At 74.8% G+C, this 20,405-nt stretch carries 15 protein-coding genes; 9 read left to right on the top strand and 6 right to left on the bottom strand.

Annotated elements, in window-relative coordinates; all coding sequences use genetic code 11:
- Nucleotides 1-131 precede the first annotated feature (131 nt).
- Nucleotides 132-1,301: a CapA family protein gene (locus BMX65_RS12415; protein ID WP_075000250.1), complete on the bottom strand. Its 1,170-nt coding sequence runs from the start codon at nucleotides 1,299-1,301 to the stop codon at nucleotides 132-134.
- 369 nt (nucleotides 1,302-1,670) lie between these two features.
- Here BMX65_RS12415 and BMX65_RS12410 point away from each other — a divergent pair, with 369 nt between their 5' ends.
- Nucleotides 1,671-2,600 (top strand): hypothetical protein, encoded by a 930-nt coding sequence (locus tag BMX65_RS12410; RefSeq protein WP_075000249.1) that lies wholly within the window; start codon nucleotides 1,671-1,673, stop codon nucleotides 2,598-2,600.
- On the opposite strand, the gene BMX65_RS12405 is transcribed toward BMX65_RS12410, so the two are convergent.
- Nucleotides 2,587-3,753: a polyprenyl synthetase family protein gene (locus BMX65_RS12405; protein ID WP_075000248.1), complete on the bottom strand. Its 1,167-nt coding sequence runs from the start codon at nucleotides 3,751-3,753 to the stop codon at nucleotides 2,587-2,589. The genes BMX65_RS12410 and BMX65_RS12405 overlap by 14 nt on opposite strands.
- An 887-nt stretch (nucleotides 3,754-4,640) precedes the next feature.
- Nucleotides 4,641-5,075 carry an ATP-binding protein gene (locus BMX65_RS12400; protein WP_075000247.1) on the bottom strand — a complete coding sequence of 145 codons (435 nt, stop codon included), beginning with the start codon at nucleotides 5,073-5,075 and terminating at the stop codon, nucleotides 4,641-4,643.
- Nucleotides 5,076-5,574: 499 nt separating this feature from the next.
- Here BMX65_RS12400 and BMX65_RS12395 point away from each other — a divergent pair, with 499 nt between their 5' ends.
- The 3 genes from BMX65_RS12395 to BMX65_RS12385 all read left to right on the top strand — a co-directional run bounded on the left by BMX65_RS12395 (nucleotide 5,575) and on the right by BMX65_RS12385 (nucleotide 8,453).
- Complete coding sequence (locus BMX65_RS12395; RefSeq protein ID WP_075000246.1) at nucleotides 5,575-6,075, top strand: STAS domain-containing protein; 501 nt, start codon at nucleotides 5,575-5,577, stop codon at nucleotides 6,073-6,075.
- Nucleotides 6,076-6,182: 107 nt separating this feature from the next.
- Entirely contained in the window at nucleotides 6,183-7,394 is a 1,212-nt protein-coding gene (locus BMX65_RS12390; protein WP_075000245.1) for a PP2C family protein-serine/threonine phosphatase, read from the top strand.
- 210 nt (nucleotides 7,395-7,604) lie between these two features.
- Nucleotides 7,605-8,453 carry a metallophosphoesterase family protein gene (locus BMX65_RS12385; protein ID WP_075000244.1) on the top strand — a complete coding sequence of 283 codons (849 nt, stop codon included), beginning with the start codon at nucleotides 7,605-7,607 and terminating at the stop codon, nucleotides 8,451-8,453.
- 51 nt (nucleotides 8,454-8,504) lie between these two features.
- Here BMX65_RS12385 and BMX65_RS12380 read toward each other — a convergent pair whose 3' ends face one another.
- The 3 genes from BMX65_RS12380 to BMX65_RS12370 are packed head-to-tail and all read right to left on the bottom strand — an operon-like array spanning nucleotide 8,505 to nucleotide 11,523.
- The gene (locus BMX65_RS12380; RefSeq protein WP_075000243.1) at nucleotides 8,505-10,235 is read right to left on the bottom strand and encodes a hypothetical protein; all 1,731 of its coding nucleotides are present in this window, start codon (nucleotides 10,233-10,235) and stop codon (nucleotides 8,505-8,507) included.
- Nucleotides 10,232-10,951, bottom strand: a complete 720-nt coding sequence (locus BMX65_RS12375) for an ABC transporter ATP-binding protein (protein WP_075000242.1) — start codon at nucleotides 10,949-10,951, stop codon at nucleotides 10,232-10,234. The genes BMX65_RS12380 and BMX65_RS12375 overlap by 4 nt, the downstream gene beginning before the upstream one ends.
- Nucleotides 10,948-11,523, bottom strand: coding sequence for a GNAT family N-acetyltransferase (locus BMX65_RS12370; RefSeq protein ID WP_075000241.1), 576 nt, complete (start codon nucleotides 11,521-11,523; stop codon nucleotides 10,948-10,950). The genes BMX65_RS12375 and BMX65_RS12370 overlap by 4 nt, the downstream gene beginning before the upstream one ends.
- 263 nt (nucleotides 11,524-11,786) lie before the next feature.
- On the opposite strand from BMX65_RS12370, the gene BMX65_RS12365 reads away from it, so the two are divergent.
- The 5 genes from BMX65_RS12365 to BMX65_RS33930 are packed head-to-tail and all read left to right on the top strand — an operon-like array spanning nucleotide 11,787 to nucleotide 20,362.
- Nucleotides 11,787-14,126, top strand: coding sequence for a YncE family protein (locus BMX65_RS12365; RefSeq protein WP_112494228.1), 2,340 nt, complete (start codon nucleotides 11,787-11,789; stop codon nucleotides 14,124-14,126).
- Nucleotides 14,117-15,127, top strand: coding sequence for an AAA family ATPase (locus BMX65_RS12360; RefSeq protein WP_075000239.1), 1,011 nt, complete (start codon nucleotides 14,117-14,119; stop codon nucleotides 15,125-15,127). Before BMX65_RS12365 ends, BMX65_RS12360 begins: the two co-directional genes overlap by 10 nt.
- On the top strand, nucleotides 15,127-16,302 hold the full coding sequence (locus BMX65_RS12355) for a DUF58 domain-containing protein (RefSeq protein ID WP_075000238.1): 1,176 nt from the start codon (nucleotides 15,127-15,129) through the stop codon (nucleotides 16,300-16,302). Before BMX65_RS12360 ends, BMX65_RS12355 begins: the two co-directional genes overlap by 1 nt.
- Nucleotides 16,299-18,836, top strand: a complete 2,538-nt coding sequence (locus tag BMX65_RS12350; RefSeq protein ID WP_075000237.1) for a transglutaminase TgpA family protein — start codon at nucleotides 16,299-16,301, stop codon at nucleotides 18,834-18,836. Before BMX65_RS12355 ends, BMX65_RS12350 begins: the two co-directional genes overlap by 4 nt.
- Nucleotides 18,833-20,362 (top strand): serine/threonine-protein kinase, encoded by a 1,530-nt coding sequence (locus BMX65_RS33930; RefSeq protein ID WP_075000236.1) that lies wholly within the window; start codon nucleotides 18,833-18,835, stop codon nucleotides 20,360-20,362. The genes BMX65_RS12350 and BMX65_RS33930 overlap by 4 nt, the downstream gene beginning before the upstream one ends.
- The last annotated feature ends 43 nt before the right edge of the window (nucleotides 20,363-20,405 follow it).

Raw genomic sequence — 20,405 nt, 5'->3', positions numbered from 1 at the left:
CCGCGGGCGGGCGCGGGGCCGTCCGGCGGGCGCGGGGCCGTCCGGCGCCCGCGCCCGTCCGCGGCCCCTCCTCCGCGCCCACCGGCGGGTCCCCGCGTCGTCCGGGGGCCGTGCTGCCCGGTCAGGGCCGGTCAGGGCGCCATGCGCAGCCCGTCCTTCGCTGCGCCCCGGCTGAAGACCGCCTCGCGGATGGATGCGTACGCCTCGTCCTGGGCCGGGTCGCCCGCACTCCGGCCGGCCTTCGAGGCGAGGTTGACGAGGGTGTGGCGGGGCGAGGTCTTCATCATGAACGGGGTGAACTCGGCCTTCTCCACGGTCCAGGCCGCCGCCGCGCCCCGGTCGCCCTCGGGAGGCACGAAGCGGAAGCGTGCCGCGGTGCCCATGCTGCCGCGCGGGTCGTTCATCTTGCCGGCGATCTGGTCACCCATGCCGTAGACGACCCACGTCCCGTTGACCTTCTCGTACGCCTGGGGGACGTGGGCGTGGGTCCCCAGGATCAGATCGATGTCCCGCCGTCCGCCGGAGCGGGCGGCCGTCAGCTTCTTGGCCAGGGACCGCTGGAGCTCGTCGGGCTCCTGCTGCCACTCGGTGCCCCAGTGCATGCTGGCCACCACCACGTCGGCGCCCGCACGGCGCGCGGCGCGGGCGTCCCGGACGATGCGCTCGGGGTCGATGAGGTTGACGAGCCACGATTTGTTCTCCGGCACGGAGATGCCGTTGGTGCCGTACGTGTAGGAGAGCTGCGCCACCTTCGCACCACCGGCCTGCAGCATGGTGGGGCGGCGGCGCTCCCCCGCCGACCGGGCTGACCCCGCGTGCCGGAGACCGACGCTGTCCATGGCGTCGAGGGTGCGGGTCACTCCGTCCGCGCTGTCGTCCAAGGTGTGGTTGGAGCCGGTCGAACAGGAGTCGTAGCCCGCCTCCTTGACGGAGCGGGCGAGTTGCGGCGGCGTCTGGAAGAGCGGATAGCCGGTGAAGGGGCCGCCGTCCGGGCCGTAGACGGTCTCCATATGGCAGATCGCCAGATCGGCTCGGCCGGCCAGGGGCTTCGCGGCCGCGAGCATGCGGCCGAAGTCGTACCCCGAGCCGCCCGCGTCCGCACGCGCCTGCCGGATGAGCGAGTCGTGGACGAGCAGGTCACCGGTGGCGAACAGGGAGAATCCGCGTCCGGCCCGGCCGCCGCGCGCCTGCTCCGCCCGCTCTCCACTGCCGTGACCGGCCGGGCCCCCGTCCCGTCCGGACCCTCCGCCGGTCTGCCCGCACCCCGCGGCGCCGCCGAGCAGGGCTGCGAGGGCGAGCACCGCCGTGGTCCGGTGGAGGACCCCGCGTGTCCGGGGGCGGCGGGGAGCGGCGCGTGGCCGAAGACGTCGGGTCGCGGCGCTGAGCCGGGGAGGGCGGGGAGGGCGGGGAACGCGGTCGGGAGCAGGGTGGGCAGCGGACATGGAGACTCCTCCCTGACAAGAAAGTCATATAAGTCCTATTAACTGACTTCCGCACATGTCCCCTCTCCTGCGCAGCGACACCGCTCCTACCGCCGAACGGCCCACAAGATGCACCCGGTCACTCGTTCGATGTAGCCGGCGCTCCTCATCGCCGACGAGGCGCACTACCCGGGCCGCAATCGAGAATGGACAGCTCGGACACCGTCCCGATGCCCCGCAGGAGCTTCCGTGACCGCCCTTCGTCCCGCGCGGCAGAACAGCCGCCCACCGGCACTGCAGGGCGCGCGGCACCGGGCGGCGACCCGGGCTCTGTTCGGGGGCGCGGTCATGGCCCTGGCACTGGGCATCGGCACCGGCGCCGGGCCCTCGCTCGCCCGCACCCTGGGGCTCGCCCCGTCCGGAACGGCGGCCCGGCTGGTCCCCGCCGTGCTGGTGAGCGTGGTGGCGCTGGCGCTGGTGCGGGCCGCCGTACGGCGCGACGGCCACCGGATCGCACGGCTCGGCTTCGGCGGGGCAGCGGCGAGTCTGCGGGCGCTGCTCATCGGGGTCGCCGTGCCCGGTACCGCGGCCTGCCTCGTCCTCGGCCTGGGCACCGCCGCGGGCCTGCTGCGCTGGTCCAGCCCGGATCCGGGCGCCCTGGCCTGGTTCCTCGTCACCAACACCGCGGTCGCGCTGCTCCTCGAAGCGCTCCCCGAGGAGACGGCACTGCGGGGGTACACCTGGACCTCGCTGCGCGGCTCCTTCAGCGGACCGCGCAGCGCACTCGGCACGACGGCGGTCTTCCTGCTGGTACCCGGCGCCTCAACGGCGGTGCAGGCGGCGACCGCACGGCTGCTCGGCGCGGAGGGAGTGCACGTGGGGATCGTCCCGGAGGGCGAGCACCCGGCGGACTATCTGATCCTGCTGACCGTCTTCGGCCTCACGCTGGTCGCCGCCCGGACCGCGCTGCCCGACGCGCCGCTGTGGACCGCGATCGGCACCCATCTGACCGTCCTCACCGTCAACCGGATCGCGCTGCAGGGCGACCGCCGCGACGCCGGCTGGTCCACCGTGCACCAGGCGGCGGCCGCACCGCTGCTCGTCCCTCTCTACCTTTCGGTCGCGACCGCTGCCTTCGTCGTACTGGGCCGGACGGCGGCCCGGCTCAGGCGCGGGTGACGGTGTGCCGGAAGAGCGCCCGGAGCGCTGTGTGCGAGGCGGCGGGCAGCGACGCCTTGTCCAACTGCGCATATGCCTCGGCCAGTTGCCAGGCGGAGATCTCGTGCGCTGCGGCGCGTCCGCCCGCGGTCTCGATGAGGTCGGCCAGCTCGTCCGGGGGCGGCGGGCAGGCGGGGCCGCCGCCCAGCGACCGGGCGAGAGTGCGGGCGGCCGGATTGACCGCACGCAGCGCGGTGATCAGCGGAAGGCTCGGACCGCCTTCGCGTAAGCCGCTCATGACCGGCCGGCCGCTCAGCGCGGTACCCGACCAGAGGTCCTCGATGTCGCGCTCCGCCTGCGCGGCCACCCCCAGGTGATGGCCGGCCCGCGTCAGCGCCTCGACGACCCGCTCCTCCGCGCCGCCCAGCAGGGCCCCGGCCGCCAGTGCGCACTCCAGCAGCGAACTGGTACGGGCCGCCGCGACCGCCGCGTACTCCGCCACGCTGATCCCCTCCGGGGCCCGGCGGCGCAGTGCCAGTTCGGCCGACCGGCCACTGATCAGCCGCGACGTCGTCCGGGACAGCAACCGCAGTACCGCGGCCCGCTCCTCCCCCACCGCCTCGCCGTCCTCCAGGATCTCCGCCTCGGCCGCCGCGTCCCGGGCCGCGGAGAGCTGCGTCCCTTCGGCAGCGCGTGTGCCGTCCGGCTGCCCGGACGCCAGCAAGCAGCGGGTGGCGGCACCCAGCAGCGCGTCCCCGGCCAGCACCGCCCAACCGGTGCCGTAGACGGCCCACACGGCTGAGCGGCCCCGCCGCAGCGCTTCCCCGTCCATGACGTCGTCGTGCAGCACGGCCCAGTTGTGGACCAGTTCCACGGCCGCGGCCCCCGGCAGTGCCGCGGCCGTGGAGGTCTCCGGCGCTCCGCCGTTCCGTTCCGGCTCGCCCGCGCCCGCCGCGTGCAGGGCGAGCGCCGCGTGCGGATACGGGCCCGGGGTGACGCCGTAGGTGGGGCTGCCGTCCGGCCTGGTCCAGCCGAAGTGGTAGCCGCAGACCCGCCGCAGCTCGGGTTGGAGGGCTGCGACGGCCTCCCTGAGTACGGGTTCGGTCCGCTCGTGCGCGTACGCCAGCAGGGAGGGTGCGGCGGCGGGGACGTCAGAGAGGTCGTGAGTCGTCATACCGGAGCGGCTTCTCCTTTCTCCGGCCCAGGCGCGCCATGCAGCGCGAAGCGTTTAGGAATGGTGCGCTCTCAGTAATCGGCTTTCCCACCCTCCGCTCCGGTGACTCCCGCTGGACGGCCCCGGCAGGAAGCACGTGGGGGCGCAAGGGGCGGCAGGGCGCGACAGGGGGAGGCACGACACGACACAGGGCAGCAGGACGGAGCGGGACCGGTGCGCGCGCCGGGCAGGGCGGCGCGCACCCGGTGCGCCCGGTGCGCGGACGCTCCGCCCGGGAGGCGCGCGCGCCGGGCACTGCGGGCACCGGGCGCTGCGGGCACCGCGCACGGGCGGTGCGGACCGCAGCGGGACAGCGGGACAGCGGGACAGGGCCGCCGGCCCACCGGCCCAGCGGCCCACCGGTACGAACGGTCAGCGGTACGGACCGTGAGCAGCACGGCCGCCGGTGGTGCGGGCCTCGGCGGGCTCCTGGACGCGGCCTCCGCTGCGGCACCGGCGTCCCCCGCGTCGCCGGGCGCGCCAACCGCCCCGTCGGGAGAGGAACCGCCTCGTCACGGGAGCACCCCGCCCCGCCCCCCGGGGCGCACGCGCCGTCCCCTTCTCAGGCGCACGGGCCGTCCCGTCGCGGGTGCCCGGGACCGGACCCCTGAGGTGCGCGGGGCGCTCCGACGGCGGCCCGGGCGCGGGGCAGCCGCCGGGGCACGGAGTGGTCCGTACCGGCGTCACCGCCGCCCGCGGCGCGGCTCCGCGCATTCACGGTTCAATACAGGCTTCCGGGCCGCTCGATTTCCCGGATCCGGGCTCGGCGCCGCGCACAGCGCATTCCTCCTCGCCGTCGAGACGGGAACACGCCTTTCCCCTGACGGAGTTCGCCGTCCGATGAGGCGTCAGGAGTGCGGCTGCAGCGGGATATTCGCACAGATGATCTTTCCGGTGTCGGGGTGCAGTCGAATGGTGAGGTCGCGGGCGAGGCGGCAGACGATGGGCCAGCCGAAACCGCCGCCTTCCGCCTCGGTGAAATCCTGCGGACTGCGGTCCCGGGGAAGTACCGGACTGGAATCGGCCACTTCGACCGTGACGGAGTCGTGCCCGGTGCTCAGCCGGAAGTCCCGGACCCCCCGACCGTGCCGGAGCGCGTTGGTCACCAGCTCGGACACCACCAGCAGGACGGTCTCCGCGGCGTCGGACGAGGGCGGGGGCGACACTGTGGCCAGGAAATTCCGCGTGATCGAGCGCGCCTGGAAACTGCTGCGCAAATACCGCGTCCGCGCTGTGTCCGCCGTCACACCCTCTTCGCCCCGGAGGGCCGCTACCTGTTCCATGTCTGTCTCCCGTCTCCGCGGGGTGTTGCCGCCGAAAGCAGCCCGACCCGCGAATGTGGGGGTCTTTCCTCTGCCAACGGGGTACCGCGCTCGGCGTGAATACCCACCGCCGCCGAGCGGTCTGCCTCATGAACGCTCGAACGGCTGCAGGGTCAGTTACCCGGGGCCTTCGTCTTCATGCATCATCCGGCGCGGAGAGCGCGGACAGGGAAAGGTCAGACCATTTCGGGAGACCGTCGGCGATCTTTTCATCGGAAGGAGCTCTGCCGGAGCCGGCCGCTCGCGCCGCGGGGTTACCAGGGGAAACGGTCGCCGCCCCCGCCCGAAGGGGCCCTCCCGCGCGGTGGCAGCACGTACGATCACTGGTGCAGAAGAGGCACGGGCGGGTGAGAGGCGCGGACGGCCTCGCAGGGCACCGGCTTTGGAATACTCGGAAGTCGCGGATCCGCGCCAGGGCGGACGCGCAGAGCACCGGCTCCGTGCCGGGGGACGGAGGCCGATGAGGTCGCGGGAGAACGACCGTCTGGCCATCACGCCGCTGACCGTCAGGGACGAGTGTGCGGTGCTCCGCTTCAGCGGCGAACTGGACCGGGGGTCCGAGGAGTTCTACCTGGACCGCATCGGTGCCGTGGTCACCAGCGGCTACCGCCATCTGGTGCTGGACGTCACCGCGCTGGTCTTCTGCGACTCACGGGGGCTCAACTGCCTGCTCGCGCTGCGCTGGCTGCTGCAGCGCCGGGAGGGCAGCCTGATGCTCGCCTGTGTGGGACGGCGGCTCGCCGCAGTGCTCGCGCTCACCGGAAGCACCGAGATGCTGCCGGTGTTCGCCAGCGTCAGCGAGGCCCTCCGCTCCCTCCCCGCCGACCAGCGCCCGGACTGGCCGCCCACCGGAGGTGTGGGGCCGGAGATTCCGCTGCACAGCCCGGAGCCGCTGGAGACCTCCTGGCAGAAGGACCACAATCCGCACTTCCCGCGGGACCCCGAGGGCAGGGACTCCTGACCCCGAGCGCCTCCCGCGCGGTGTCGCGGCGGGCAGCGGGCCGCGCGCGGGCGAGGATGGGGGGTCGCACAGCAGACCCTCGCAGCATCGCACCCTAGGAACGGGCCATGGAGCAGCAGCAGGCCGGACCGCGGCCGCAGCAGTCCCCCGACCAGGCGCAGCGCGCCCTGGAGCACCCGCAGCCCAAGGCGCTCTCCACCCCGGCCTTCCTGGCCTGGGTCCTCGGTCTCACCCTGCTGATCTTCGTTCTCAGCTACCTGGCCGGATCCGAGACGCGCCTGGTCGGCCTGCTGATCTTCCTCCCCGCCATCGCGGCGAGCGTGGGCACCGTACGGCAGACCCAGGCCGCCTCCGCCTGGGCAACGGCGGGGGGAGCCATCTCGGTGGCCCGCGATCCGGGCTACCACCTGGACGACGCCATCACGCTCGCGCTCACGCTGCTGTTCGCCGTGCTGGCGGTCTTCGGGGCGCGCTGGCGGATCGCGCGGGACACCGAACTGCTGCGGCTGCGCTCGACCGCCGCCGTCATCCAGCAGCACATCCTGCACCCGCTGCCCGAGCTCACGTCCCAGGTGCGGGTGGACGGGATCTTCGAGCCGCTGCAGGAGGACAAGCTGTTCGGCGGCGACATCTACGACGTGGCCGACACTCCCCACGGCACGCGGGTGCTGATCGGCGACGTGCAGGGCAAGGGGCTCTCCGCGGTGGGCGTGGCGTTCGCCGTGCTGGGCGGGTTCCGGGAGGCCGCGCACCGGGAGCCGACGCTGACCGGGCTGGTCGACGCCCTGGAGACGTCCGTGGTCCGGCACAACGCCTACGCACGCCAGTCGGGTGAACCCGAGCGGTTCGTCACGGCCCTGGTCGTCTCGGTCGACCCGCTGGACCGGGGGACGGCGCAGGTGGTGAACTGCGGCCATCTGGCGCCGTTCCTGGTCCGGGCCCCGCTGCCGCCCGACACCGTGCAACTCGGTGCGACGGGGGTACCCCTGGGGCTGGCGTCGCTGGTACGCGAGGAGCGCTCCGCGGCGGGCGTCTGCTTCCCCCCGGACTCGACCATGCTGCTGTACACCGACGGGCTGTCCGAGGCCCGGGACGGGAACGGTGCCTTCTATCCGCTGGCCGAGCGGCTCGCCGCCCTGGTGGGGCCCACGGGAGCTGCCGCGGACGCGACCGGCGGGGAGCTGGCCCGCGCGCTGCGCGACGACATGCGCGCCTTCTCCCATCCCTACCAGCAGGACGACCTCGCCGTCCTCACCCTGCGGCGGATCTCCCCCGCCGACCGCGCCCGGGCGGTCCCGCCCGGCGCCCCTGCCGGGTGAGGCACCGGAGCACCGCCAAAGCGCCGCCGTCCGCCGTCCGTTGCCGTCCCGCGCGGAGCCCCGCGCGCAGCGCTCGTCGGCGGCGGAGGGTTATCGTCGGTGCGGACGGAGCGGTGACAGCACCGCGGCACTGCGCCCAGGGGACGCGGGAGGACTCAGGGTGACGCAGGAGGACGCACGGGGACGCAGGTGGACAGGGAGGGGAGCCGTATGACATCCGGCCGGGGCCGGCTGCTGGCAGTCAGCGACCTGCACGTGGGGATGACGGCCAACAAGCCCGTCACCGAGTCGCTGCGCCCGTACACCGACGAGGACTGGCTGATCGTCGCCGGAGACGTGGCCGAGCGGTTCGACGAGGTGGAGTGGGCGCTGCGGCTGCTCGCCGGCCGGTTCGCGCGCGTGGTGTGGACGCCGGGCAACCATGAGCTGTGGACTCCGCAGGGCGATCCCGTGCAGTCCAGGGGCACCGAGCGGTACGCGCAACTGGTGGAGATGTGCCGTGCGGTGGGCGTGCTGACGCCCGAGGACCCCTACCCGCGCTGGGCCGGGCCGGCGGGCGAGGTGGTGATCGCGCCGGTGTTCCAGTTGTACGACTACACCTTCCGGGCCCCGGGGACGCACACGAAGGAGGAGTCGCTGGCCGCCGCTCACGCCTCCGGCGTCGTCTGCACCGACGAGTATCTGCTGCACCCGGACCCGTACCCGGCTGTCGACGACTGGTGCCGGGACCGGGTGGCCGCGACGGAGAAGCGGCTGGACGCCCTCGACCCCGGCACCCCGCTGATCCTGGTCAGCCACTGGCCGCTGGTGCGGGAGCCGACGGACGTGATGTGGTACCCGGAGTTCGCGCAGTGGTGCGGCACGGAGCTGACGGCCGACTGGCACACCCGCTACAACGTGGCCGCCGCTGTCTACGGCCACCTCCACATCCCCCGGACCACCCGGCACGACGGGGTCCGCTTCGAGGAGGTCTCCATCGGCTATCCCCGGGAGTGGCGCCGCCGGGGGCATCCGCGCGGGCTGCTGCGGCAGATCCTGCCCGCGCCCGACGAGGGGTGAGCGACCCGCGGGGCTGGGTGAGCGACTCACGAGGGCGGGTGAGCGACCCGCTCAGGGCGCCGCGCGGCGCAGCTTCCGGGCACCGCGCGCAGCGGCGAACAGCAGGGCGCACGTGAGCCCGACGGCGGTCGCCACCGGGCGCACCGAATCCAGTGCCTGCGCCCCCGTGTCGAGGACACCGCTCGATGCGAGCCCGGCGGTCAGCGGGGCGACCGCCGCCAGGAACGGTGCCGCGTACCAGAAGAGGAAGACGAAGACGCCGGCGTCCCCGGCAGGCGTCACCAGCCCCAGGGAGAGCAACTCCGTCCGCACCGGGCCGCGCACCGCGGCCAGCACCGCGGCGGCGGCGAACGGCGGGGCGCACAGCGGCATCAGCAGCAGCGCCCATCCGCCGCCCCGCAGCGCGAACGGGACCGCCGCCGCGAGGGCGAGCACCCCGCCCACCGCCCCCGGCACGATCGCGTGCTGCAGCATCAGGCTGCTGAGGCGGAACGGCGACCAGGAGGAGCGCCGGGTGTCGTCCGCCTCCAGCCGCGCGGTCTCCGCGAGCCGTCCCACCGCGAACCAGCCGAGCGCCAGCGCCACGGCGAGCGCGGCGATGCGCCCGGCGCCCGCCGACGCCACCGCGAGCCCCGCGGCGCCCGCCGCCGCCGCGGTCCACAGCGCGGCGCTCACCACCCGTCCGGGAGCGCGCAGCAGGGACATCGCATCCCGCCGCACGACGGCGAACCGGCGCGAGCGCGGCAGGGGCAGCCGGCGCAGGTTGCCGGAGGCGCCGTCCGCGAGGGCTTCGCCGACGGCGAGCTTGGCCGCGCGCAGTTCGGCCGACCACAACACCGAGGCGACGGTGGCCGCGGTGGCGGCGCGCGCCCGCAGCCGCCGGGTGGGGAGCGCTGCGACCGACCGGAGGGCGTGGCCGAGCGCGGCGACCGTACCGGTGGTCAGCAGCGCGAGCGCCCAGGGCCACCCAGCGGCGCGCACGCCCGCCGCGTGCAGGACCGGTTGGGCGGCCCAGCCCCAGGGCCCGGACCACAACTCGACCGCCTCCAGGAGGGCCGACCGGCTGCCCCGCGCCGCGCACACCGCCTGCAGGACGAGCAGGAGCAGCAGCAGTACGGCGTACGGGGTCAGCGCGCGCGCCCGGCGGGCCGCACCGTCGTCGCGCTCGACCCGGAGGGCGAGCGCGCAGGCCAGCAGTGGCAGGCAGACCCCGCCGGGCAGGCACAGCGCCAGTGCGGGCCCGAGTTCGGCGAGTCCGCTCAGCCGCAGCACCACCGCCCCGCCGATCGCGCACAGCGCTCCCCCGGCGGCCGTCAGGGTCGCGGAGAGCCGGAACGCGGGCAGCAGCACCCGGCTGCGGCGCACCGGGTGGGCCAGCAGCCAGTCCAGGTCGCAGCGCGGCACCAGCACCGGGCCGCGCCACAGCGCGTCCCGCACGGCGAGCAGCGCGAGGGCGCACGCCAGGAGCACCAGCACGGCGGGCAGGGCGCGGCGTACCGCCTCGGCGGTGGTGTCCTGTGCGGCGAGTCGGCCCAACTGCTGAACCAGGCGGTACCCCAGGGTGCCGCCGTATCCGACGGCCATCAGCAGCACGGCGTAGCCGGTGACGGCCAGGTCGCGGTTGCGCCGGTTGCGGTGCGCCCGGCGCTTGGTGTGCAGCAGGCCCAGGGTCTCGGGCGTCCGGTCGTCGGCCGCAGTCCACTCCGCGCCGGTGGCACCGTCGCCGTCGCCGTGGCCCCCGCCGGCCGGCTCCACCCGGTCGCGCGGGGCTAGGGTGCTCATCGGGCGCCTCCGCGGGGGTAGGCAGCCGCCACGTCCAGTACGTCGGGGCCGCCTTCGGCGACGACCCTGCCGTCCTCCAGGACGACCACGTGGTCGGCGACGGCGTGGACGAGTTCGGCCTGGTGGGTGGCGAGCAGCACCGCGACGCCGTCCGCCGTCTCGCCGCGCAGCAGTGCGCCCAGGCGGGTGCGGGACTCCGGGTCCAGGCGCTGCTCGGGCTCGTCGAGGACGAGCAGGTCCCGGGGGCGGACGAGCGCGGCGGCCAGGTGCAGCGCCTGGGTCTGGCCGGAGGAGAGGGCGGAGGGGAGCTGGTCGGCGTGGTCGGTGAGCCGCCGGTCGGCCAGCACCTGGTCGATCCACGGACGGGGGTCGGCGACTCCGTGCGCCACGGCGACCAGTTCCAGGTGGTCGCGGACGGTCAGGTCCGGATAGCAGGCGACGGTGTCGCCCGTGACGGCCACCCGGGCGCGTGTCTGCGGGTCGTCCTCGTCGACCGGTGCGCCGTCGAACAGGGCGGTGCCGGTGGTCGGCCGGTCCCGTCCGCAGGCGAGACGCAGCAGGGTGGACTTGCCCGATCCGTTGTGGCCGAACAGGGCGGTGCAGGTTCCGGCACGCACCTCCAGGTCGAGCGGATGCAGCGCCTGCCGCTCGCCGTAGCGGCGGCTGACGCCCGTCAGCCGCAGCAGCGGCGCGTCCGCCGCGGGCACCGCCGTCATCCGGCCGGGTGGCCGGGCAGGCTGCCGGACCGGTGCCGCAGATGGACGGTGACGGGGTGGCCCAGGAAGGTGTCCTCGCGTCCGGGCGTGAAGCCCAGCCGCCGGGCGACCTGCCGCGAAGCGGTGTTGCCGTGCGCGATCATGGCGGTGAGGTAGGGGACGTCCAGCGTCTCCAGCCCCCACTGCACCACGGCCCGGGCGGCCTCGGTGGCGAATCCGCGCCCCCAGCAGGACCGCCGGAACGTCCACCCGGCCTCCACCTCGTCGAAGACCTCCCAGTGGTTGAGGCCGCAGCGGCCGAGGAGTGCGCCGGTCTCCTTCGACTCCACCGCGCACAGCCCGTGGCCGCGCTCGGACCACTGCCGCTGGATCCCGGCGAGCCGTTCGCGGGCCTGTTCGCGCGTGAACGCGGGGACGAAGCGGGTGACTTCGGGGTCGCTGTGCAGTTCCACGAAGAAGTCGAGATGGTCCGGCGTCAGCGGGCGCAGCAGCAGCCGCTCCGTCTCCAGGACGGGTCCTCCGGCACCCTCGTGCACGGTGAAAGCGTGTTCGGTCAGGCCCATGGCGGTCATGCTCTCAAACCGCCTCGTCGGCGGATCCGTTCGGCCGACCGTGCGGGGGCCCGGCTCCCGTGGACCGCCGGGGCAGCGTCCTGTCCGGAGGGGACGGCCGCACAGGGACGGTGCCGGCGGGTGAGGCGATGGCTGCGTACCGGAGAGGTCATACTCCTGTCACAGCCCGCGGCCGGATGCTGACCGTGTGCCCCGCCGGTTGGCTAACCTGCACAGTGCGGCACACCACTCGGAGTGGGTGCGGGTGACGGGGGGAGGATTCGATGCCGGATGCTCGGGGGAGCTCCGAAGAGGGCCGTACACCGGGACTTCGTCCGCGTCGGCTGGTCGACGAGGCGCAGCGGAACGGCGGGCCGCGCGAACCCGGTGGACTCGCCGCGCTCCGCAGGCGCTGCAAGGAACTGGCGTCCGCCGCGTGGGCGGCCGTGCGCCCCGACCGCCGCCGGACGACCGGCTACATCGCGCTGTGTTCGGTCGGCGCGCTGGTCGGCACGTCCGTCGTGGTCGGTTCGGGCTCGGCCGGGGCAGTGCCCGATCTGGCCGACATCGGTGCCTGGCTGACCAGTTCACGCACGGGTGAGGCGGCGCACGCCAACGGCCTGACCGGAGACGTGGACGGCAAGGTCAAGCTGCCCGGCATGGGCGACCACCCGGTCTCGATCTCGCAGGACGGCAAGACGGTGCTGGTGCTGGACGAGAAGACCGGCAAGCTCGTCCGCATCGACCCCTCGCAGCTCACCGTCGAGCAGTCCGCGCGCTACGGTGCGGGGCTGCAACTGGTCTCCGGCGGCCGGTACACGTATCTGGTGGACCCGGTCGAGGCCCGGGTGCAGCGCATCGACCCGGTGCGCACCACACCGCTCGGCGCCCCGGTCGATCTGGGCAAGGGGCCGCTGGGCAAGGCGGTGGCCGACCCGAAGGGGACGCTGTGGGTGCCGGTGCCCGGCAAGGGGAAGGTCGTGCCGTTCCCGCACGGCAGGAAGGCGCCCGGGATCAAGGTGGCGGGCAGGAGCAGCAAGGCCGCCACGCTGCTGATGACGCTCGCCGACGGCCGCCCCGTGGTGACCGACACCAAGGGCGGGACGGTCACGCTGCTCGAGCGCACCGGTCGCGGCATGCGGTTCAAGCTGCCCGGCAGCGTCGCCGAGGAGCCGTCCGGCTCGGTGCTGGTCCCCGCGGCGACCGCCGGTGACGTGGTACCGGTGCTGGCCCGCAAGTCGGGCCGGATGGCGCTCGTCAACACCCGTACCGGTTCCCTGCTGACCGCGTCCCTGGGCTCCTCGGACCACCGGTACGGCACGCCGCAGGTGCTCGGCTCGAAGGTCTATGTGCCCGACCGGAGCAACGGGACGCTGAAGGTGTACGACACCGAGGCAGCAGCGATCACCGAGCCGGTCGAGGTCACCGGCAGGCCCGGGAAGCTGAGCCTGTTCGTCCGCGACGGGCTGCTGTGGGTGAACGACGCGGACAACGCGACCGCCGTGGTCATCAACTCCTCCGGACACGTCAACCGGGTGCACAAGTACGACACCAGGGCGCCCTCGGGGCGCACTCCCCGGGAGAAGGACCGCACCGGCGACGGGGACGGCCGCGATCCGGCGCGGGACCCGCTGCCGGAGACACCCTCGCGGCCGGGCCGGGACGACACGCACGCGGACACCGACCCGCCCGCGCGGAAGCCGGAGGGCGGCGGGCGCGGTGGTGGTCCGACCCCCGGGAAGAAGTCCCCGCCCTCGGACCACGCCGAGGACGAACCCGCGGAGCCCAGGCCGCCCGGCGTCCCGCAGGTGGAGTCGGGTGCCGGCAGCGTCCGCGTCTCCTTCGCACCGTCCTCCGGGACGAAGCCGACCGGATACCGGCTCAAGGGCGCACCCGCCGGTGCGCGGGTGGTGCCCGGGAAGGTGGGCCCGGACGGGCCGTTCACCTTCGAGGTGCGGGGCGGCTCCTGCGACAAGCAGTACCGCTTCACCGTGGTGGCCGAGTTCGCGGGCGGGCGGACCGCCGAGTCGGGCCGCTCCGGTCCCGCCCGCCCCTGTGTCGCGCCCGGCCGGCCGCAGCAGGTCACCGAGGCGTTCCCGCAGGGCGGCAAGGGCATCGATCTGAGCTGGCGGGCGCCAGCCAACGCGGGCGAGGGCACCACCTACACCGTGACCGGCGGAGGTGCCGACACCGACGGGAGCACCCGCAACACCGGTGCCCGGCTGCGGAACCTGACGAACTTCAGGACCTACACGCTCACGGTCGCCGCCCGGAACGCGGCCGGCTCGGGCGGCAGCGCCGTGAAGCAGGTCGACCTCTCCAACCCGCAGCGGACCAAGGTGCACAACAACGTGGACGACGGCGAGGAAGTGGGCATCCGCTCCCAGCCGAGCACCACGGGGGGAACCCGGCTGGGGCACGTCCCCAGCGGGCAGACCCCCGCACTCACGGTGATCTGCCAGACCACCGGCACCAAGGAGACCCACGACACCTACGGGTGGCAGAGCGACAAGTGGGACCGGATCGAGTGGAACGGCAGGACCGCCTACATCAGCGACCTGTGGGTGTACGCGACGAAGGCGGAACAGAACAGCTACAACCCGGAGGTCTGGCGGTGCCACTAGAGGACCAGCAACTCCCCGCGTCCGGCGCCGGCGCGGCCTCCCAGGAGTCCGTCGCGCTGCTCGCCCAGTGCTTCCACGCGCTCGGCGACAACATCGAGCGGGTCGTCAAGGGCAAGCGGGAGACCGTCGAACTGGCGTTGGTGTGCCTGTTCTCGGAGGGGCATCTGCTGATCGAGGACGTGCCCGGGACCGGCAAGACGACGCTGGCCCGCTGTCTGGCCGCCTCGCTGGACGCCGACTGGCACCGGGTGCAGTTCACACCCGACCTGCTGCCCTCGGACATCACCGGCGTGACCGTCTACCGGCAGAACACCGGCGCGTTCGAGTTCCTGCCGGGCCCGGTCTTCGCCAACATCGTGCTCGGCGACGAGATCAACCGGGCCTCCCCCAAGACACAGTCCGCGCTGCTGGAGGTGATGGAGGAGCGGCAGGTCACCGCGGACGGCAGCACTCATGCGGTGCCGCGCCCGTTCATGGTGATCGCCACCCAGAACCCGGTGGACATGGGCGGCACCTATCCGCTGCCGGAGGCGCAGCTCGACCGGTTCCTGATGCAGGTGACGCTGGGCTACCCGGACCACGCCTCGGAGGTCGCGGTGCTGTCCGGCGCGGCCGACCAGTCGGGAGTCGAGCAGTTGCCCACCATCGCCACGGACCGGCACATCGCGGAGTTCGTCCGGCTCGCGCGGCGGATCCAGGTGGCGCCGCGGCTGTACGACTATCTGGTGCGGGTCGTCGCGGCCACCCGGGAGCTGCCCGAGGTGCGGCTGGGCGCCAGTCCCCGCGGCTCGGTGGCGCTGCTGCGCGCCGTGCGGGTGCGGGCGGCCTCGCAGGGGCGCACCTACGCGCTGCCGGAGGACGTCAAAGCGCTGGCACGACCGGTGCTCGCGCATCGGCTGATCCTCACTCCGGAGGCGGAGTTGAGCGGCCGGAGCGGCGCCGACGTGATCGCCGAGGCGCTGGCCACGGTTCCCGTACCGCAGACGGGGGCAGCGGGCTGATGCTGTCGCCGACGGGGTGGGGGGCACTGGTCGGCGGCGGGGGGCTCGTCGGCGCGGGGTACGCGTTCGGCTACCCGGAGGCGGTGGTCCTCGGGGTCGGCTGCCTGCTCGCGGTGACCGTGGCGCTGGTCTGGACGGGCCGCCCCCCGCGACTGGCGGCCCGCCGCAGGGTCACCCCGCGCAAGGTGGCGCGCGGGGACCGCGCCGAGGGCGCCGTGACCCTCACCCATACGGGGGGCCGTACCCGGCGCGGGCTGGAGGTCGTCGACCGATGCGGCGAACGGCCGCTCGTCCTGCGGGTGCCGCCGCTCGCGGCGGGCGCGGAGCACACCGTGCGGTATGCGCTGCCCACCGAGCGGCGCGGCCGGATCGCGCTGGGGCCGCTGCGGCTGGAGCGTACAGATCCGCTCGGACTGGCCCGCCGGGTGCGGGTGTTCGGGCCCGGCGAGGGCGGCACCGACGCCCTGCTGGTCCGGCCCCGGGTGTGCCCGCTGCCTGTCCTGCCTTCCGGTACGGCGCACCATGTCGAGGGGCCGACCTCGGACACCGCGGACGAAGGGTCGCTGACCTTCCACGCGTTGCGCGAGTACGTGCTCGGCGACGATCTGCGGCGGGTGCACTGGCGGTCCACGGCCCGCACCGGAACGCTGATGGTCAAGCACCTGGTGGACGTCTCGCTGCCGCACACCACGCTCGTCCTCGACACCCGGCGGTCCGCCTACCGCAGCGAGGACGACTTCGAACTGGCCGTGGACAGCGCCGCCTCCGTGGCCTTCGCCGCGGCGCGCTCCCACTTCCCCGTCGAAGTGCTGAGCGAGACCGGAACGGTGCTGCGGACGGACGGTACGGGCGGCGACGACGCGGAAGCGCTGCTGGACCGGCTCGCACTGGTGCGCCGCTCCGAACACGCCTCGGCCGCGGGGGCCTTCGACAGCCTGGGGCAGGCACGCCGCCGCGGCTCGCTCACCGTCGTCACCGGTACGGGCGATGCCACCGGGCTGAGCGCCCTGGAACGGGTACGGCGCCGGTTCGACCGTACGGTGGTGCTGCGCACCGGCGGCGGGGCGGAGGACGATCGGCACGAGCCGCCTGCCCTCGGCAGCGACGTTCCGCAGCTTCGGGTGAGGGCGCTGGACTCCCTGCCGGCCGCCTGGCGCCGGGAGGCCGTGCGATGAGCCCGGCCTCCACCCCGCGCGCCGCCGCGCTGCCGGACGGGCGGCCGGCGGGGCTCCCCGGCCACGACGGCCCGTCCTGGGCGCCGCCGCGTCCGACGGCCCCGGGTGCGGCGGGGCCGGACCCGGTGGCCTCCGCGCCGGAGGGCGGGACGGTCGGCGACGGGCCCGCGGACGGGCCGGTGACGGCGGCACGTCCGGCGCCGCGCCGACTCTCGCTGCGCCGCCGCCTGTGGTCCCTGCTGCCGGTCACCGGGCTGCTGGCCGGTGCGGGCCTGGGCTTTCACCGGGTGTTCCCGCTCGGGCCGCTGCTGCCGGTGCTGATGGTCGCCGTGCCGCTGCCGATGGCGGTCTCGGCCGGACTCTTCCTGGCCCGGGCCCGCAGGGGACGGCCGGCACCGCTGTGGCCCTCGCTGGTGCTGGGGGCCGTGGTGTGGCTGGTGGCGGTGCGGGTGACGCTGTTCCGGGACGCGGCGGGCGGGCTCGCCTCGGGCGGTGCCGTGGGCGAGATCTGGTCGGCGCTGCTGGACGCACCCCACACGGTCCTCACCACGATCCTGCCCGCACCGACCGGACCCGGATTCCTCGTCCTGCCGCACGCGGTGGTGTGGGCGGCCTCGCTCGCCGCCACGGAGCTGGCGCTGCGCACCCGCTCACCGCTGCTGCCCGCGCTGCCGCCGGTGCTCGCGTTCGGCGTACCGCTGGTGCTGGGCGTCTCCGGGCCGGGCTCGAACACGTCCGTCGCGGCGGGCCTGGTGGCCGGAACGGGACTGCTGGTGCTGCTGCGGTCGCCGGCGGCCCGGCGCGGCACGGTCCGTGCCCTGAGCACCGGCCTGCCCGTCGTCGCCGTGCTGGCGCTGGCCGCTGCGCTCCTGGGACCCCGGTTGCCGGGGCTCTCCTCGCGCGAACCGTACGACCTGCGCCACCGGGTGCACCCGCCGGCCGTCCACCCGCAGTCCACCAGCCCGCTCGACCAGGTGGGCGCCTGGCTCCAGCACCCGGAGACGCGGCTGTTCAGAGCCCGGACCACGGCCGGGAGCCACAACTGGCGGCTCGCCGTGCTGGACCGGTACGACGGCGTGAAGTGGACGTCCGGCGCCGAACTGGCCCGCTCCGGCGGCCGGGTGCCCCCGCAGCCGGGCACCGACCCGGGCGGCCGGGAGCGGGTCGAGCAGCAGGTGACCCTCCAGAACCTGCCCGGCATCTGGCTGCCCGCGGCGGACCGGCCCGCCTCGGTGCGGATCACCCGCAGGGGCGAAGGCGATGCCCCCCAGACCGTGGGGCAGGGCACGGAGGACGGCACCGACGACGTGGCGCGGCAGCTCGCGGTCGACCCGGCCAGCGGCGTGCTCGCGCTGGGCGAGGGCGGCGGTGCCGGTGCCCGGGGCAACCGCGGATTGTCGTACACCGCCGTCTCGCAGGCGCCGGTCTTCGACGCCAAGCGGCTCCAGTACGCGGCGGTGCCGGACGGCGCGCCGCACACGGCCGCCACCTCGCTGCCCCGCACCGATGCGGCGGGCAAGCCGATCGAGGCGGTCAGGACGTTCTCGGAGCTGGCGGCCGAGGCAACAACCGGCAGCAGCTACCCGTACCAGCAGGCGCACCGGCTCGCCGCCTGGCTGCGCGAGCACTACCGCTACGACCCCACGGCGCTTCCCGGGCACGCCTACCGCAACCTGGAGTTCTTCCTCACGACCGGCAAGCACGGCACCTCGGAGCAGTTCGCGGCCTCGTTCGCGGTGCTGGCACGGACGCTGGGCCTGCCGACGCGGGTGGCGGTCGGCTTCCGCGCGGACGGCGCCGGCGGCCGGAGCGCGGGCGAGGACGGCACCACGCAGATCACCGGGCGGGACGCGCTGGCGTGGCCGGAGGTGCGGTTCGAGGGCGTCGGCTGGGTGCCCTTCTATCCGACACCGGGGCAGACGTCGAAGGACGGCTCGTCCGTCCCGCCGGCGGGACAGCCCGAGGAACGCGAGAAGACCGACCGGGCCATCACGAAGCAGCCGCCCCCCTCCACGGCACCCGACGAGCAGGACGGCGGCAAGCAGCACGACAGGGCCGCACCGCCCGGCGGCGGCGGACTGCCTCTCTGGGTGTACGCCGCAGCGGCGGTCGTGCTGCTGCTCCTGGCCTACTGCGGCGGTGCGGCCTGGGTTCCCTACCGGGTCCGGCGTCGGCGCCGCCGCGCACGCGATCCGGGGCAGCGGGTGCTGGGCGCGTGGCAGCAGATCGTCGACCGGCTCACCGAGGTCGGGCTGCCCGCCACCGCGGCGCACACCGCGACCGAGGTGGCGGCCTTCGGTGTCGCGCGGGTCGGCGGCAGCGGCAGTGAGCAACTTCCGGCGCTGGCACGGCTGGTGAACGAGGTCGGCTACGGCGGCAGGGCGCCCGACGAGACGGCCGCGGAGGCCGCCTGGCGGCACTGCGACGCGATCGAGACGAGCGTCGCGCGGACGGTACCGCGGCGGGAACGGGTCAAACGGGCGCTGCGGCCCAGCACGCTGCTACGTCACAGCCGATCAGGAGCACGCCAGTGAACACCATCCCGAACCGGGACAGCGCCAAGGCTCTCGGTACGTCCGCGCACCCCGCCGCGGCCGCCGCGCCGCAGGGGACCGCGGCCGGTGCGCCCGCCGCCGTGCCCGCCCTGCCAGACGGCTACCAGCCCCAGCGCCTCCTGGCGACGGGTGCGCGCAGCAGCGTCGTCCTGAGCCGGGAGACGTCCAGCGGCCGGGAGGTGGCTGTCAGGGTGCTGACGCCGCGGGTGGCGGACCCGCGGCGCCGGCTGGCCGCGCACTCCGAACTGCTGGCCGCGGGGGCCGCGGCCCGGCACCCGTGCGCCGTCACAATCGTCGACGCCGGAGCCACCGGAGCGGAACAGCTCTACGTGGTGGAGGAGTTCTGCCCCGGCGGCTCGGCACGCGGCCGGCTCGCCGCCTCCGGCCCGTTCCCGGTGGAGGACGTCCTGGTGATCGGGGTACGGCTGGCTCTCGCGCTGCACTGCGCACACCGCCGCGGCGTGCTGCATCTGGACGTGCGCCCCGCGAGCATCCTCTACGACGCCCAGGACGCCCCGCTGCTGGCCGGGCATGCCCTGGGCCGGGTGCTGCAGCGGGCCGCACCGTCGGTGGGGGCCGTCTTCGATCCGGCGTACGCGGCACGGGAGTTGTTCGGCTGGGAGGCTCCCGGTCCCGCCGCCGACGTGTACGCGCTGGGCGCGACGCTGTACGCGCTGCTGGCGGGCGAGCCCGCGCGCGCCGAGGCGGTGCGCCGGGGCGGCTCGGCCGTGTACGAGGCGGTGCTGGCGGGCGGACTGGCGCGGCTGCCGCGCGGCGATGTGCCCGGACCGCTGAACGCGCTGCTGGACCGGATGACGGCCCCGCACGCGGAGGGGCGGCCGCCGCTGACGGAAGTGCACCGCATCCTGCGGATGCTGCTGCCCCCCTCGTGCGCCGCGCGGGTGCCGGATCTGCAGCCGGAGGCCGAGCCCGAGGTTCCGCTGCCGGGCTGGGACCCGGCCGACGACGCGCTGACCCAGCCGCCGCCGGAGACGGACGACGACCCTGATGCGCCGGAGGCCGTCGCGCGCCGCCGCCGGAGACGCAACCGGGTGCTCGCTGCGTGCGGCGCCACGATGCTGGTGGGCGGGGCCGGGCTGGCTCTGTTCCTGGTGCGGGCCGCCGACGAGGCAGGTCCGGCCGAGGCCGAGGGACCTCCGCAGAAGGCCACCGGCTCGGCGCACCCGCTGCCCAAGGGCCAGGTGCCGGACTTCCAGGCCCAGGAGGTGAAGGTGACCCGGGTCGGGCGGCAGGTCCAGGTCGTGTGGAGCAAGCCGAAGAAGCCGCAACCGGTGTACGGCTACGCCATCACGGCCCAGTCCGCCGACGGGGAGACGGTGAAGGTGAAGAACACCGACGCGGACGAGCCGAGCGTCGTCTTCTCCTCCCCGCCCGTGGAACCCGGCTCCTGCTACGTGGTCACCTCGCTGGTGCAGACCGCCGACGGCAGCGTGGGGCTGGCGTCGGCCGAGTCGGTCTGCGACCGGGGAGAACAGCGCGGCTGAGCGGGTATTCACTCCGCACGGGCGCGTCGCAGTGCCGGACGCC

It is taken from the genome of Streptomyces qinglanensis (genome assembly GCF_900111245.1).
GTDB classification, from domain to species: domain Bacteria; phylum Actinomycetota; class Actinomycetes; order Streptomycetales; family Streptomycetaceae; genus Streptomyces; species Streptomyces qinglanensis.
Note: the sequence above shows the minus strand (reverse complement) of the source record. Positions and strands in the feature narration are given on the sequence as shown.

What these genes read in the sequence shown, in the direction of transcription:
- BMX65_RS12405 (WP_075000248.1), bottom strand. Translation starts at nt 3,753, where the DNA reads ATGACGACTCACGACCTCTCTGACGTCCCCGCCGCCGCACCCTCCCTG.
- BMX65_RS12400 (WP_075000247.1), bottom strand. Translation starts at nt 5,075, where the DNA reads ATGGAACAGGTAGCGGCCCTCCGGGGCGAAGAGGGTGTGACGGCGGAC.
- BMX65_RS12395 (WP_075000246.1), top strand. Translation starts at nt 5,575, where the DNA reads ATGAGGTCGCGGGAGAACGACCGTCTGGCCATCACGCCGCTGACCGTC.
- BMX65_RS12390 (WP_075000245.1), top strand. Translation starts at nt 6,183, where the DNA reads ATGGAGCAGCAGCAGGCCGGACCGCGGCCGCAGCAGTCCCCCGACCAG.
- BMX65_RS12385 (WP_075000244.1), top strand. Translation starts at nt 7,605, where the DNA reads ATGACATCCGGCCGGGGCCGGCTGCTGGCAGTCAGCGACCTGCACGTG.
- BMX65_RS12380 (WP_075000243.1), bottom strand. Translation starts at nt 10,235, where the DNA reads ATGAGCACCCTAGCCCCGCGCGACCGGGTGGAGCCGGCCGGCGGGGGC.
- BMX65_RS12375 (WP_075000242.1), bottom strand. Translation starts at nt 10,951, where the DNA reads ATGACGGCGGTGCCCGCGGCGGACGCGCCGCTGCTGCGGCTGACGGGC.
- BMX65_RS12370 (WP_075000241.1), bottom strand. Translation starts at nt 11,523, where the DNA reads ATGACCGCCATGGGCCTGACCGAACACGCTTTCACCGTGCACGAGGGT.
- BMX65_RS12365 (WP_112494228.1), top strand. Translation starts at nt 11,787, where the DNA reads ATGCCGGATGCTCGGGGGAGCTCCGAAGAGGGCCGTACACCGGGACTT.
- BMX65_RS12355 (WP_075000238.1), top strand. Translation starts at nt 15,127, where the DNA reads ATGCTGTCGCCGACGGGGTGGGGGGCACTGGTCGGCGGCGGGGGGCTC.
- BMX65_RS12350 (WP_075000237.1), top strand. Translation starts at nt 16,299, where the DNA reads ATGAGCCCGGCCTCCACCCCGCGCGCCGCCGCGCTGCCGGACGGGCGG.